The organism is Tritonibacter multivorans (assembly GCF_001458415.1).
Taxonomy (GTDB): domain Bacteria; phylum Pseudomonadota; class Alphaproteobacteria; order Rhodobacterales; family Rhodobacteraceae; genus Epibacterium; species Epibacterium multivorans.
Map to the genome: position 1 here is coordinate 140,854 of NZ_CYSD01000002.1, position 14,601 is coordinate 155,454.

Here is a 14,601-nt window from a genome sequence, read left to right on the forward strand (position 1 = left end):
TTCGAACCTCTAGAGAAATTTTGAAGCGCTTATGCGACATGTGCGCGCTGTGTGAAAGTAGAAATTTCTGCGCTTGCACTACCTTTTCCTGTTGAAACAGGTCCAAATGTGGCCGAAAAGCCGTTCCGATAAATTGCTTTGGCTACGATGACCCAAAAGGGAGTGCCTCTTTGTCCGATCTGACCGTGTTGTCCCGTCGCTCTTTCATCATGATGTCGGTGGCTCTTGCCGCCTGCAAACCTGGTGCAAAAATCCTTGAATTCTCGGGCTCTACCATGGGCACCACATACAATGTGGTTGCGGTGGATGCCTCCCGTTCGGTCGACAAGATCGAAGCCCAGGCGCGAATCAATGCCGCGCTGGCGCAGGTGAATCAGCAGATGTCCAACTGGGACCCGGCATCGGAAATCTCGCGCTTCAACGCCAACAAGGGCACAGATGCGACATTTATGTCGCGCGAGTTGTCGCATGTTATGCAGGCAGCTCAGGATGTGAACACGGCAAGCGAAGGCCGTTTTGACACAACCATGGGCCCGCTGATCGAACTGTGGGGCTTTGGCGCGCCGGGCGGCAAACGTATGCCGCAGGACGCAGAGATCCTCGCGGCGCAAGCCCGTTCTGGCCACGGCGCGACGCTGAAAGTTGGCGCAGGCGCCATGCAGAAGATCCAGCCGGAAACTCAAGTCTATCTCGCAGCGATCGGCAAAGGCTTTGGTGCAGACCAAGTTGGCCGCGCGCTGGAAGGCCTCGGCCTCTCTGACTACATGGTCGAAATCGGGGGTGACCTTTATGCGTCTGGTCTGAACGCAGATGGCAAACCCTGGCAGATCGGTATTGAGAAGCCCGCAGCCCTGTCCGGTGTTCTGGACGTTGTTGGCGTCTCCGGCATGGGTCTCGCGTCCTCCGGTGACTACCGCAACTACTTCGAACAAGACGGCGCGCGTTACTCTCACGTGATTGACCCGGTCACTGGCCGCCCGATCACACACAAGACCGCTTCCGCCACCGTTCTGGCAGAAAATGCAATGCTTGCAGATGCTTGGGCGACCGCAATGCTGATCTTGGGTCGCGAGCGTGGTCTGGAAATCGCCAAGGCAAACGACCTGGCGGTTCTGTTTGTGGAACGCGATGAGGCAGCCTCTGACCTGCGTTTCAAGACCGCAGCAAGCGAACGCTTCACCGCGCTGACCGCTTAAAAACTCCGAAGGAGCAGCACTTATGACAACGTTTATTTTCGCTTTCGGACTGCTGCTCCTGATCATGCTGGGCATGGCGCTTGGCGTGATTATGATGAACAAAACCATCAAGGGCAGCTGCGGTGGCCTCAATGCCATTGCCGATGCGGATCAATGTCTTGTTTGCAAAAAAGACATCGACCCCAACAGCCCGCTGCGGGATCGTCTGCAGTGCCCGCGCGCCAAGAAAATGCTCGAACGCGCGCAAATGGAAGCCGAAAACGCCTGATCACATCAGGCGCAATAGCAATGCGCCTTCAGGGCGTTTGCATCGGCAAAAAGCCAACAGTCAGGATCCCGCAGGCAGCAATCAGGCCAAACAGCCACAGCTGCCACCGGGGTCCTTCTGCTTTCCAGACCCTGCGATATTGATAGCCACTCAGGCAGGCGATGACAAAGATCGTCGTGGCGATGGCCGGGGTCAGGCTGAGGTCGGACAATTTACTCTCCGTTTTTGCAGAACCTGGGTTATGCTGGACGTCCCTCATAAAGGCAACCAGATCTGGGAGGAACCTGCAGCCATGCCAACGTCCTATCAGGCCCCAATGCGCAAGGATCAAGCCAAGACGCGCACTCAAAGCCAAACAACCACGAGCAATCTTCAACCAGAAGCCGCGACCGTTGCGCATTTGCTCTCTGGAAAGGGCGGCGATGTGTTCGCCATTAAACCCGAAGAAACACTGGGAGAAGCAGTAAAAGTGCTGCGTGATCGGCGCATTGGTGCGCTGGTTGTCACGGATGTGTCCGGTGCGCTGTGCGGCATCCTGTCTGAACGCGACATTGTCCGGAAACTGGCAGATACGCCGGGTCAGACCCTGCCGAAACAGGTCCGGGACATCATGACCAAAACCGTAGAGACATGCAGCCCCAACGAGGCTTTGGTCTCTGTTCTCAAGCGGATGACGACAGGAAAGTTCCGCCACATGCCCGTTGTTCAAGGTGGCCAGTTGGCCGGGATGATCACAATCGGTGATGTGGTGAATTTCCGTCTGACAGAATTGGAACACGAGGCCCTTCAGCTCAAACAACTGATTGTTGGCTAAGTAGCACATCCTGCGCCAAAGCAAGCACCAACCTGCTGTCGCTGATCTGGCAAGCCAGATCAGCGCAGGCGGCAGTTACGGCTGCGTCAGCAGCACATTAGAAAACCCGCGCAGCCAGTAGAACCCGAGACACGGCTGTCACAAGGCAAAGCGCCCCGAAGACAAAAGCCGCGGGCACAAACCAGCCCGGCAGCAGGCAAAATAGCACAAAAAGGCCGATTGTCTCTGCGCCCTCCAAAAGCCCGCCGGTGAAATAGAGCGTTTTCACCCCAAGCGCATCCGTCTTCATCTCGCGCTTTTCGGCCAAAACGGCATAGGCCAGAAAGGTTGCGCCATTGACGTAGAAGGAAAACAGCAAAAACGCCGCCGCCAAGCCATTGGCGGGATCGACCACCACAAAAGCCAGCGGCACCGCGCCGTAGAATGCAAAATCGCAGACAATATCGAGAAACCCGCCAAAATCACTGGGCTGCCCGGCCCGCGCGACCGCACCATCCAAGCCATCCGCCAAGCGCGACAACACGATCGCAGCCAAAGCCCAACCCATAGCACCAAGCGCTATCAAAAGCGCGGCAAGAAGCCCGAACCCCAGCCCAGCCAAAGTCACTTGATCGGGGCGAACCCCCCGCGCTGCAAGCCGCGCGCCTTGGGCGTTCAAAATCGGATCAATAAGAGGGCGAATTCTGGCGTCAAACATAGCCTTAGTCCTAGCCTTGGTCAGGGAAAAGGTCCATTCACGTTCCCGCGGGTCAAATCAGATCTGGCCGCTTGATCCCACACCGTGCAACATGGGGCCATGACACAGCGCATTCCTCTCAGAACTCTCGACGGGCAACCGATTGGCGGCTTTGCCTTTGGCACCATGCAATATGGCGGCCGCGCCGACCGCGCGGCGTCCGATGCGATGTACGCGGACTGCCGTGCGGCAGGGCTTCGTCATTTCGACACGGCCTTTGTCTATACAGACGGGGCCAGCGAAGAAATCCTCGGCGCGCAAGTCAAAGCCGAGCGGGAGGCGGTTTTTGTGGCGAGCAAGGTCGGCTACATAGGTGGTGCTGGCGCGGAAAACCTTCAGACACAGTTCGAAACCAGCCGTCGCCGTCTGAACATGGATGTTGTCGATCTTCTGTATCTGCACCGCTTTGATCCGAACACGGATCTTCGCGAGACTTTGCACTGGTTTGCTGAAGTCAAAGCGAAGAGTCAGATCCGCCACGTTGGGCTGTCCAATTTTGCCGCATGGCAAGTGATGAAAGCAATCCAGATTGCGGCAGAATTTGATCTGAGCGTTGATGTACTGCAGCCCATGTATTCCCTTGTGAAGCGCCAGGCTGAAGTCGAAATTCTTCCGATGTGCGCCGATCAGGACATTCTCGCGGCCACTTACTCCCCGCTTGGTGGCGGACTGCTGACCGGGAAATATAACCACGGTGGTCAAGGTCGGCTGAGCGAAGACAAGAGATATGCTGCCCGCTACGGCCAGCCGTGGATGCACACATGCGGCGCACAGCTTGCAGAGCTGGCCGAACGTCACATGGTCGATCCGGCCACGCTTGCTGTTGCATGGGCAGCAGCACATTCCTGTGCCCCCTGCCCGATACTATCAGCCCGATCCAGCGCACAATTGGCCCCCTCTTTGGCGGCTTTGAGCTACGATCTGAGCGACGCGCTTTATGCCGAAATCGAAACGCTGAGCCCGCGCCCTGCGCCGGCAACAGACCGTTTGGAAGAAAGTTGACAGCTGCTAGCCAAGATTGCGTAGGCGCCCCAGTTGCGCCTGAACATCCTCCAGGGCGTCGCCGGGCGTCTCTCCACCAGTCACCGAAGAGACGCTGATTTTAACTGCCAGATTCTGGCTCGCCTCACATTGAACGAGGTGCGCCCGCACCCGATCGGCAAGCGCATGCGTTTCATGCTCGCTCCAGCCGCGCAGCAGAATCATAAATTCTGACGGGCCCACGCGAAAAATCTGCTCTCGCTCGCCCAGAAACCCGTGGAAGGTTTCTGCGACCTGACGCAGCGCATTGTCGATTGCAGCATGTCCCAATGACTGCTTCATCTGGGAAAAATTCTCGATCTCCAGCACCAGCAGGCCAGCTGTCTCTTGTGGTTTCAGCTCTGCAACGACCCGATCCAAACGCGCCCGGTTAAAGACTCGGGTCAACGGATCCCGCATGGACGCCATATCGATCGCTTCCCCAAAGGTCGGCACATGCCCCTGGGCAAACACAACGTAAAAACTGGTCAGCAGCAAAGCCCCAAACATCCGCGCCGCATTTGCCGGATCGCCATTAAAGGCGAGGATTGCGGGAACAATGGCTGTCAGAAAGATCGCCATGGTCACACTGCCACCTCTGGACGCCAATACCCGCGCGCTGACAAGGGCTGGAAAGACCCAAATCGCGCCACCGACCCCCAAAGAGGCTGTCGAACACAGCAGAACAAGCGTCAATGCGCAGCACATAATACGGCTGGAGACAGGCCGCGTGCCGCGTTTAATATCTGCGAATAGATTGAGCAAAAGCATCAAATCGAACACTGCCAAGGCAGCAGCCAATGGCACAAGCCCAATCATAAGGTTTTTGATGCACAGCCCGAGCAGTAAAAGCGACAACAGTCCTCTCGCGGCAAGCTCCGCCCCCTGCAGAGGATGCGGTTTTGCGGGCTCTTGAGATCCGGACCCTGGCTTCACATTGGTCTCCTCGCTTGTCTTTCGGCGATCAGAGCGACGTACATACAATCTTTCCGAGTACAAAGATGCGATTCCCACCGAAAAGAAAAGCCCCCCGGCCGTATAGGCCGGAGAGCATTTTGACATAAAACCATCAGAAAATGGTTAATTTTTATCAGCCATCCTGGCGGATAGTGGCGTTTTTCGGATCATAGGGGCTGTCGCAGGTGACAACCGCATCCCATAGCTTGTCCTGAATTTTAACCTTCAGCTTGGTGCCCTCAACCGCATCTTCGGGGCGTACATAGCCCATGCCGATGGATTTCTCGAAGGCCACCGAATAGCCACCCGAGGTCAGACGACCCACGCGGGTTGCGCCATCTTCGGTATAGAGCGCCTCACGACCCCAGGGATCTGCATCGGCCGGGCCGTCGATCAGCAGGGTGCAGCACTTGAAGCGCACACCGGTCTCGACCAGCTTCTCTTTGCCGTAGAAGTCCTTGTTCAGGTCAATAAAGCGCGGCAGGTCGGCTTCGGCCGGGGTCGCGTCGCGGCCCAGTTCGGTGCCAAACGCACGGTAGGATTTCTCCATGCGCAGCCAGTTTTGTGCGCGCGCACCCACCAACTTCATGCCGTGCTTCTCACCAGCCTTTTCGAGAAGGTCGAACAGGTAGTTCTGCATCTCGATCGGGTGGTGAAGTTCCCAGCCAAGTTCACCGGTATAAGCCACGCGGATCGCGTTCACGGGGCACATCCCCAGTTCGATCTGCTTGGCCGACAGCCAGGGGAACCGCTTGTTGGAAAGCGCGGTTTCCGGATCTGCATCCTTGATGATCTCTTTCAGAACATCGCGCGACTTCGGACCAGCGATGGCGAAAACACCCCACTGCGTGGTCACATCCTGCAGTTCGATGCGGCCGAATTCTGCTTCTTTGTCCTCGATCGCCTTCTTCAGGTAGTCGGCGTCGTATTCGGTCCAGGCACCTGCGGACACCAAGTAGTATTCGTCATCTTTCAGACGGACGATGGTGTATTCGGTCCGGGTGGTCCCGTGCGAGGTCAGCGCGTAGGTCAGGTTGATGCGCCCCACCTTCGGCAGCTTGTTGCAGGTGAACCAGTCGAGGAACGCAGTTGCGCCGGGGCCTTTGACGATGTGCTTGGTAAAGGCGGTTGCGTCCACCAGACCAACGCCTTCGCGGATCGCTTTGGCTTCTGCGACCGCATATTCCCACCAGCCGCCGCGGCGGAAGGAACGGGCATCGTGATCGAAGTTTTCCGGTGCGTCGAGCGGGCCGAAGTAGTTCGGGCGTTCCCAGCCGTTGACCCAGCCGAATTGCGCGCCGCGCGCGGCCTGACGGTCATAGGCAGGCGAGGTGCGCAGCGGGCGGGCCGCCGGGCGTTCTTCGTCCGGGTGGTGCAGGATGTAGACGTGGTCGTAGCACTCTTCGTTTTTACGCGCTGCGAATTCAGTGGTCATCCAGTTGGAGGAGTACCGCTTGGGGTCCAGCGACGCCATGTCGATCTCGGCCTCGCCGTCGACCATCATCTGCGCCAGATAGTAGCCGGTGCCGCCTGCAGCGGTGATGCCGAAGGAGAAACCTTCTGCCAGCCACATGTTGCGCAGACCCGGCGCCGGGCCAACCAGCGGGTTGCCGTCGGGGGTGTAGCAGATCGGGCCGTTGAAATCGTCTTTCAGACCAGATTCTTCGCAGGACGGCATACGGTGGATCATTGCCATATACTGGTCTTCGATCCGCTCCAGATCGAGCGGGAAGAGGTCAGCCCGGAAAGAATCCGGCACACCGTACTCAAAGCAAGCGGGTGCGTTTTTCTCGTAGACACCAAGGATCCAGCCGCCGCGTTCTTCGCGGACATAGGATTCTGCGTCGGCGTCACGGATCACCGGGTGCTCCGGGTTGCCTTCGGCGCGGTAAGCTTCCAGCGCGGGGTCAACGTCGGTGACGATGAACTGGTGCTCAACCGGGATCGCCGGGATTTTGATGCCCAGTTTCTTAGCGGTGCGCTGTGCGTGGTTGCCGGATGCGGTGACAACGTGTTCTGCGGTGATGACGACTTTCTCGTCGGACTCGACCAGGTTGCCGCCCTTTTCCACCATCTTGGTGCAGGTGACTTCCCAGTGGGTGCCGTTCCAGTGGAACTCGTCCGCTTGCAGTTTGCGAACGATGTCCACGCCGCGCTGACGGGCACCTTTGGCCATCGCCTGGGTCACGTCTGCCGGGTTAATGTAGCCGTCTTCAGTGTGGTAGATCGCACCTTTCAGGTCTTCGGTGTTAATCAGCGGCCAGCGCTCTTTGATCTGATCCGGGGTCAACCACTCATAGGCAACATCGCAGGTTTCCGCGGTGGACGCGTAGAGCATGTATTCGTCCATACGCTCTTGGGTCTGCGCCATGCGCAGGTTGCCCACAACCGCAAAGCCCGCGTTGAGGCCGGTTTCTTCCTCAAGCGTCTTATAGAAATCCACGGAGTATTTGTGGATGTGGGTTGTCGCAAAGGACATGTTAAACAGCGGCAGCAGGCCTGCTGCGTGCCAGGTCGAACCGGCGGTCAGCTCGTCGCGTTCGATCAGCATCACATCATCCCAGCCCGCTTTGGCCAGGTGATAGGCGATCGAGGTGCCAATGGCGCCGCCACCAACGACAAGTGCCTTTACTTGGGTTTTCATCTGCATGCCCTTCCGGTCATTGATTCAATTGCTGGACGCATATTGCCAATGACGGCGTTTTAGAGCGAAGAACAGGCGACGCAAAACACACCAAAACCGACTTGGAGCGACAGAAAACGCAAAGGGGGGTGGTTTAGGGTGCCCTACCCCCATGTCGCAAGCCGTTCATGGGGGCGCAAAAGGTCAATTAGTGCGAGTCGGTCAGACGACCACGGTTCAAGGTCGCAGGCGGTGTGAGCGCCGATCCACCCAGATCAACTTCGCCCTGACCAGCGCCCATTTCAACCAGCGCACCACGCAGCTGAACAACATCCGTCAGCTGCAGATCGCCCTGCGCAATTTCTGTGCCCAGGCCAGCAATCCGCGGCGCATAACCTTCCATGTAGCTTGAAACTTCCAGCTCTCCAAAGGCCAGGCCGCGATAGTGGCCCTGACGTTCATAGTCCACGCCCATTGCAACAACTGCGCAGACGATGGCGAAAAGAACATGGTATTTCATTCGTGGATCCTCAACTTGTTACACGTCTTCTAAGACGTTGAGAGTTACCGCTTGTCTAACAACCGACCGTTTCGGCGCTGCGGACAAGCGACATGGTTTCGCTTTTGTTAACCATGTTCGGTCCACAGGGCGGAAATGAGGCTGAAGCGCGTCAGTTCGAGGAAAGTTAGAGGCAGCGCCGCCCAAGTTGGCGGCACTGAGCCAAGATTGTGACGGAATGGGGCATCCCGCCACGCAGCCGACAGATTACGGTCTATCCGCCAAGAGCAATGCCTTCGCGACGCGGATCTGCTGCGCCCTTTAAGGTGTCCCCGATCTCAATGGCATGAAGACCGGAATTCAGATCGCGTAGATTGACCTCGAACCCCATGGCCGACAAAGGCTCCGAAAGCGTTTCCGCCGCCGTGCCAGCCTCTAGGTCGTAAGTGCCAAAGCGATTGACCGCATGAGGCAGCGCCAGCGCAGCCTGAAGGTCCATGTCCCAATCCGCCCAAGCCACAATTGTTTTGGCCACATAGCCAATAATCCGGCTCCCGCCGGGGGATCCGATGGCCAGCACAGGGGCCCCCTCTTCCAGCACAATGGTAGGCGACATTGACGACCGCGGCCGCTTGCCGGGCTCTAGCCGATTGGCAATGGGCACCCCATCACGCTGGGTACGGAACGAAAAATCTGTCAGCTCATTGTTCAGCAGGAAGCCATTGGTCATCAATCGCGACCCAAAGCCGTTCTCGATTGTGGTCGTCATCGACAGGACATTGCCGTCGGCGTCCACAATAGAGATATGAGACGTCGACGGCAGTTCGAGGCTTTCATCATCTGCCCAGTTCAGCGCGTGGTCGAATTCCGGGGTGCCGGGTTCAACGGTTTCGAGCGCTGTTTCGCGACGCATAAGATTCGCCCGTTTGGCAAGATAGTCTGCATTGACCAGCCCACCTGTCGGCACGGGCACATAGTCGCTGTCGGCCATGTAGCGACCTCGATCTGCAAAAGCGAGCCGTGACGCATCACCGATAAGCCGCCAGCTGATGGGATTGTCCGCCCCAAGCTCGGCCATATCAAACACGTTCAACATGCCCAAAATCTGTCCAACGGTCAGCGCCCCAGAGGATGGCGGCCCCATGCCGCAGACATCAAAGCTGCGATAGGTCGAACAGGTCGCGGGCCGCTCTTTCACCTGATAAAGTGCAAGGTCCATCGCGTTCAGAACCCCGGGATTGCCCGGCGCATCTTGCACCGTGCGCACAATGTCGGCAGCGATCGCACCAGAATAGAAGGCCGCCGTGCCCTGCTCTGCCAATGCACGCAATGTATCAGCGTATTCTGTATTGGTCAGTATTTGCCCTTCAGCCAAGGGCTCTCCATCTGGCAAGAAATAGGACGCGGTTTCAGGGAAACGCGCCAGACGCTCTGCGTCACGCGCGACCGAGGCCGCCATACGTGGCGACACAGCAAAACCGCCCTCTGCCATCGCAATGGCATCCTCGAAAAGCGCGCTCCAATTGGCGCGCCCCCATTTCCGATGCGCCGCCTCCAGAAGAGCCGGGGTGCCGGGCGTGCCAACAGACAGGCCGCCGACGACGGCATCAAAGAATTTGAGCGGCACACCGGTTTCGTCCTGAAACAGTCTTGGTGTTGCGGCGAGCGGCGCGGTTTCGCGCCCATCCAATGTGGTCACCCCACCGGTTTTTGCATCGTAGTATACAAGAAATGCCCCACCCCCGAGGCCGGACGACTGCGGCTCGACCAGCCCAAGCATAACCTGTACGGCCACCATCGCATCTGCAGCGGTGCCGCCTGCACGCAAGATTTTCGCGCCTGCCTCCACCGCGTGCGGATTGGCAGCCGCAACCATCCAGTTGTCAGCCTCAACAACTTGCCCTGCATCGCGCAGGGCAAGCGCCGTCATCGCCGTATCCGAGAACCCGGAATTTGCAAGCGCTGTGGCGCCTTCCGGTGCAACCGCATCCGCCGCATCCTGAGCCACAGCCCCTGACACCAAAGCCGCAAAAGCGACCCCGCTCAAAACCATCCGCAACATGTCAGTCTCCCCCGTCTTGTGACCCGCAGGTCAGAGCATGGAGGGCACCACCTGATCCGGCGGGCGGTGCCCGTCTTCAAACGTCTTGATATTCAAAAGGACTTTCTCACCCATCTCCAGGCGCCCCTCGAGCGTCGCTGAGCCCATATGCGGCAAGAGCACCACATTTGGCAGCTCGCGCAGGCGTGGATTGATATCCGTGCCGTGTTCATAAACGTCCAGACCTGCGCCAGCGACCTCGCCCGCACGCAGCATTCGCGTCAGGGCATTTTCGTCCAACACTTCCCCACGGGACGTATTCACAATGACGGCGTCCGGTTTCATCAGCTTGAGCCGACGGGCGTTCATCAGGTGAAAGGTCGAAGGGGTCGACGGGCAATGCACTGTCAGCACATCCATGCGCGCCACCATCTGATCAAGGCTTTCCCAATAGGTGGCCTCGAAACTCTCTTCGATTTCGGGACGGAGGCGGCGGCGATTGTGGTAATGCACCTGCATTCCAAAGGCACAAGCGCGCCGCGCCACAGCTTGGCCAATACGTCCCATCCCAAGAATACCAAGGCGCCGCCCAGCAAGGCGCCCGCCCAGCATCGCCGTTGGCGACCAACCCGACCAATCCCCTTTTTGCATCAGCGCCAGCCCTTCAGGGATGCGTCGGACCACGGCCATGATCAGCGCCATGGTCATATCAGCGGTATCGTCGGTCAAAACGCCCGGCGTGTTCGACACCAGAATACCGCGCTGCCGCGCCGTTGCGACGTCAATATTGTCAACGCCTGCACCGTAGTTTGCAATCAGGCGCAGGTTTTCCCCCGCCTGCGCCAGAAGGCTTGCGTCAATCGCATCGGTCACAGTCGGCACCAGGACATCTGCATATTTGACCGCGGCCACCAGCTCTGCTCGGGACATGGGGCCATCATCCTCGCGCAGGCGCACATCGAACAGCTCGCTCAGGCGGGTTTCGACCGGCTCGGGCAATTTGCGGGTGACCACAACGGTCAGGCGTTCTCTGGGCACTTGCACACTCCTCGGTTTTGGCAAGTTTGCGCGATTGCGGCACTGCGGCAATCAGCTTTGTTCCCCGTATCAAAGCGCAGGACGCAGGCGGGCACAAGAACCGATCCCATCGAACGTCGCATCCCCTTTGCCTTTTTCGCCGGAGCAGCTAAGACTTCCTGCAACGGAAATGATCCAGCACGAGAGCCGCCTTGTCCCCACTGCCTCGACTCCTTTGTCAGCTAGCGTTTGTGATGTGCATTGCCCTGCCGGTGGCTGTGCAGGCCGAAACGACACGCGGTCCGGTGACGAATCTCCCTTTGCCGCGTTTTGTCTCTCTCAAAGCAAGCGAAGCTAATGTGCGGCGCGGCCCGTCCCTGACCCACCGGGTCGACTGGGTCTTCAAACGCCGCGGTATGCCTTTGGAAGTCACAGCCGAATATGGCCACTGGCGTCGTGTCCGCGACCGCGATGGCGCTGGGGGCTGGGTCCACTACGCCCTGATTTCCGGCAATCGGACCGTTTTGGTCGAAGACGACCTGACCCAGGCGCGCGCGCGGCCCGAAGACACGGCACCCGTAGTTGCCGCGTTTGAATTGGGTGTGGTTGCGAAACTGGGGTCCTGCCAGTTGGACTGGTGCGAGATCGCTAAGGATGGACACAAAGGCTGGGCCGAGAAACACAAGCTTTGGGGCGTCACCGCCGACGAGATCCGCGAATAATCGGATCTGTTTCGCTACGGGCAAACAGATTGCCCTTAAACAAAAACAGAAAAAACTTTTGCACCGCCCCTGCGGAAATCGCGCCGAAACAATTGCTTTGGCCGCGCCCCTGCTCTAGTAGGGGGGTGATCAAATCCCGTTGCAGGGGAAGATTCATGTGGTGGCAAGGCGGATTTCGCCTAATGATCACCCGGATCACACCTGCAACGTAACCGGGCGGGCCTCCTTTTCCGCCCATCAGAGACAGAAGCTTCCGTTATCGCAGAAAGGTTGTGGAACATGGCAGAAAACTCAACACCGGACATTTTGTATACCATCGTAGACGAAGCGCCTGAACTGGCCTCGGCATCCTTCCTGCCGATCATTCGCAAATTCGTCTCCGCTGCAGGTATTACTGTTGGAACTCCGGACATTTCGCTGGCCGGCCGCATTATCGCGACCTTCCCAGAGAACCTGACCGAGGAACAGCGCCAGTCCGACGATCTGGCAGCGCTGGGTGAGCTGGTAAAGACCCCGGACGCAAATGTCATCAAGCTGCCGAACATCTCTGCTTCCGTGCCGCAGCTGGTTGCTGCGATCACCGAACTGCAGGGCCAGGGCTACGACATTCCGAGCTACCCGGAAGAGCCTGCGACCGACGAAGAAAAGGCGATCCGCGCCCGTTACGATGGCATCAAGGGCTCCGCTGTGAACCCGGTCCTGCGCGAAGGCAACTCTGACCGCCGCGCCGCCAAAGCCGTCAAAAACTTTGCCCAAAGCAACCCGCATTCCATGGGTGCATGGGACGCGTCCAGCAAGACCAAAGTGTCTTCCATGCCGGGCAACGACTTCTACGCCAACGAAAAATCCGCGACCATCACCGCAGCGCAAGCCGGTGACGCGAAAATTGAATTCGTGGGCGCTGATGGGTCCGTGACCGTTCTGAAAGACGTCTACCCGCTGGCGGAAGGCACTGTTGCAGACGCAACCTTCATGTCCGCCAAAGCGCTGGCATCCTTCCTTGCCGAAGCAATCGAAGACACCAAAGCCGACGGCACCATGTTCTCCCTGCACATGAAAGCCACCATGATGAAGGTCTCTGACCCGATCATCTTTGGCCACGCGGTCAAAGCCTGGCTCGGCCCGGTCTGGGACAAGCACGGCGACGCCATTGTGTCCGCTGGTGGTTCCCCGAATTCCGGCCTCGGCGCAGTCCTGAACGCAATCGACACCCTGTCGAACGCCGACGAAATCAAAGGTGAGATTGCCGCGCTGGATCGCCCATCCATGTACATGGTCGACAGCGACAAAGGCATCACCAACCTGCACGTGCCGTCTGACGTCATCATCGATGCGTCCATGCCGGCCGTGATCCGCGCAGGCGGCAAAGGCTGGGACGAAGCAGGCAACAAGGGCGACACCAACTGTGTGATCCCCGACCGCTGCTACTCCACCGTTTATGATGAGACCATCAACTTCTTCAAAGCCAACGGCGCGCTTGACGTAACCACTGCAGGTTCCGTGGCAAATGTGGGCCTGATGGCGCAAAAAGCGGAAGAGTACGGCTCTCATCCGACCACATTTGAGGCCCCTGCAGACGGCGAAATCCGCATTGTTCTGGCCAATGGCGACACGCTGCACAGCCACGCTGTGGAAGCTGGCGACATCTGGCGCTCCTGCACCGTGAAGAAGGCGCCGATCGAGAACTGGATCCAGCTGGCAATGGACCGCCAGCGCCTGACCGGCTCTGAGGCGATCTTCTGGCTGGACGCAAACCGTGCCCACGACGCAGAGCTGATCAAATACGTTCAGCCGGTGCTGGAAGCCGCAGGTGTTGCGGACAAGTTCATCACCCTGGCCCCGCGCGAAGCAACCGCGCAATCCCTGAAAACCATCACCGCAGGCAACGACAGCATCGCCATCACCGGCAACGTGCTGCGCGACTACCTGACCGACCTGTTCCCGATCCTGGAACTGGGCACCTCAGCCAAGATGCTGTCGATCGTGAAGCTGATGCAGGGCGGCGGTCTGTTTGAAACTGGTGCCGGCGGTTCTGCGCCGAAGCACGTTCAGCAATTGGTCGAAGAAAACCACCTGCGCTGGGACTCCATGGGTGAGTTCTGTGCGCTGGGGGAAAGCCTGAACTTCCTCGCGGACGTCAAAGGCAACGCCAAAGCTGGCGTTCTGGGCGCCGCGGCCGAAGTTGCGACCCAGGGCATTCTGGACAACAACAACTCGCCTTCGCGCAAAGTGGGCCAGCCGGACAACCGTGACAGCCACTACTGGTTTGCCCGTTACTGGGCCGAAGCGCTGGCGGCACAGTCCGACGACGGGGATCTCGCGTCCGAATTTGCAGGTGTCGCTAAAGCCCTTGCAGATGGCGAAGCGGCGATCCTGGCCGAGCTGGCAGCAGCGCAAGGCCCGGCAGCTGACATCGGCGGCTATTTCCGCCCGAACGTTGAGCTGAAAGCCAAAGTGATGCGCCCGTCCGCGACGCTGAACGCGATCATCGGGTAAGCCCACTTACCTTTCAAATTGTCGAAACTACGCCCGGAGGTATTCCTTCGGGCGTTTTCTCTTTCAACAAGATGACGTTGAGTAAATCCATCATAAACCACTGAAAAAACACGTTGCGCCCGAAAAGGCAGCACCCCTGCCTTCGTCTGCCGCAATAATACATTATTAGGGCGCGTGTGCGAGTTTGCCTTCATCCACTCTGATAATGGTAC

General features: G+C 58.5%; 13 protein-coding genes. 6 read left to right on the forward strand and 7 right to left on the reverse strand.

The window, feature by feature from the left end; genetic code table 11:
• Positions 1 to 170 precede the first annotated feature (170 nt).
• Complete coding sequence (locus TRM7557_RS00775) at positions 171 to 1,196, forward strand: FAD:protein FMN transferase (RefSeq protein WP_058288312.1); 1,026 nt, start codon at positions 171 to 173, stop codon at positions 1,194 to 1,196.
• Between the two features lie 22 nt (positions 1,197 to 1,218).
• Entirely contained in the window at positions 1,219 to 1,464 is a 246-nt protein-coding gene (nqrM, locus tag TRM7557_RS00780) for a (Na+)-NQR maturation NqrM (RefSeq protein ID WP_058288313.1), read from the forward strand.
• Between the two features lie 28 nt (positions 1,465 to 1,492).
• Here nqrM and TRM7557_RS00785 read toward each other — a convergent pair whose 3' ends face one another.
• A complete protein-coding gene (locus TRM7557_RS00785; protein ID WP_058288314.1) occupies positions 1,493 to 1,675 on the reverse strand; it encodes a hypothetical protein in 183 nt (60 codons plus the stop codon).
• Positions 1,676 to 1,756: 81 nt separating this feature from the next.
• Between TRM7557_RS00785 and TRM7557_RS00790 the strand changes: the two genes are divergently transcribed.
• On the forward strand, positions 1,757 to 2,278 hold the full coding sequence (locus tag TRM7557_RS00790; RefSeq protein ID WP_058288355.1) for a CBS domain-containing protein: 522 nt from the start codon (positions 1,757 to 1,759) through the stop codon (positions 2,276 to 2,278).
• A gap of 97 nt (positions 2,279 to 2,375) precedes the next feature.
• On the opposite strand, the gene TRM7557_RS00795 is transcribed toward TRM7557_RS00790, so the two are convergent.
• Positions 2,376 to 2,975: a CDP-alcohol phosphatidyltransferase family protein gene (locus TRM7557_RS00795; RefSeq protein ID WP_058288315.1), complete on the reverse strand. Its 600-nt coding sequence runs from the start codon at positions 2,973 to 2,975 to the stop codon at positions 2,376 to 2,378.
• A 99-nt stretch (positions 2,976 to 3,074) separates the two neighbouring features.
• On the opposite strand from TRM7557_RS00795, the gene TRM7557_RS00800 reads away from it, so the two are divergent.
• Positions 3,075 to 4,016: an aldo/keto reductase gene (locus TRM7557_RS00800; protein WP_058288316.1), complete on the forward strand. Its 942-nt coding sequence runs from the start codon at positions 3,075 to 3,077 to the stop codon at positions 4,014 to 4,016.
• A gap of 6 nt (positions 4,017 to 4,022) precedes the next feature.
• Here TRM7557_RS00800 and TRM7557_RS00805 read toward each other — a convergent pair whose 3' ends face one another.
• From TRM7557_RS00805 to TRM7557_RS00825, 5 genes are all read right to left on the reverse strand, one after another.
• A complete protein-coding gene (locus TRM7557_RS00805; protein ID WP_165592389.1) occupies positions 4,023 to 4,805 on the reverse strand; it encodes a GGDEF domain-containing protein in 783 nt (260 codons plus the stop codon).
• A 319-nt stretch (positions 4,806 to 5,124) separates the two neighbouring features.
• Positions 5,125 to 7,635: a GcvT family protein gene (locus TRM7557_RS00810; RefSeq protein ID WP_058288318.1), complete on the reverse strand. Its 2,511-nt coding sequence runs from the start codon at positions 7,633 to 7,635 to the stop codon at positions 5,125 to 5,127.
• Positions 7,636 to 7,822: 187 nt separating this feature from the next.
• On the reverse strand, positions 7,823 to 8,134 hold the full coding sequence (locus TRM7557_RS00815) for a hypothetical protein (RefSeq protein ID WP_058288319.1): 312 nt from the start codon (positions 8,132 to 8,134) through the stop codon (positions 7,823 to 7,825).
• Between the two features lie 253 nt (positions 8,135 to 8,387).
• Entirely contained in the window at positions 8,388 to 10,175 is a 1,788-nt protein-coding gene (gene ggt, locus TRM7557_RS00820) for a gamma-glutamyltransferase (RefSeq protein WP_058288320.1), read from the reverse strand.
• A gap of 30 nt (positions 10,176 to 10,205) precedes the next feature.
• The gene (locus TRM7557_RS00825) at positions 10,206 to 11,192 is read right to left on the reverse strand and encodes a 2-hydroxyacid dehydrogenase (protein WP_058288321.1); all 987 of its coding nucleotides are present in this window, start codon (positions 11,190 to 11,192) and stop codon (positions 10,206 to 10,208) included.
• A 233-nt stretch (positions 11,193 to 11,425) separates the two neighbouring features.
• On the opposite strand from TRM7557_RS00825, the gene TRM7557_RS00830 reads away from it, so the two are divergent.
• Positions 11,426 to 11,893, forward strand: a complete 468-nt coding sequence (locus TRM7557_RS00830; RefSeq protein WP_082626465.1) for an SH3 domain-containing protein — start codon at positions 11,426 to 11,428, stop codon at positions 11,891 to 11,893.
• Positions 11,894 to 12,172: 279 nt separating this feature from the next.
• Entirely contained in the window at positions 12,173 to 14,389 is a 2,217-nt protein-coding gene (locus tag TRM7557_RS00835) for an NADP-dependent isocitrate dehydrogenase (RefSeq protein WP_058288323.1), read from the forward strand.
• The last annotated feature ends 212 nt before the right edge of the window (positions 14,390 to 14,601 follow it).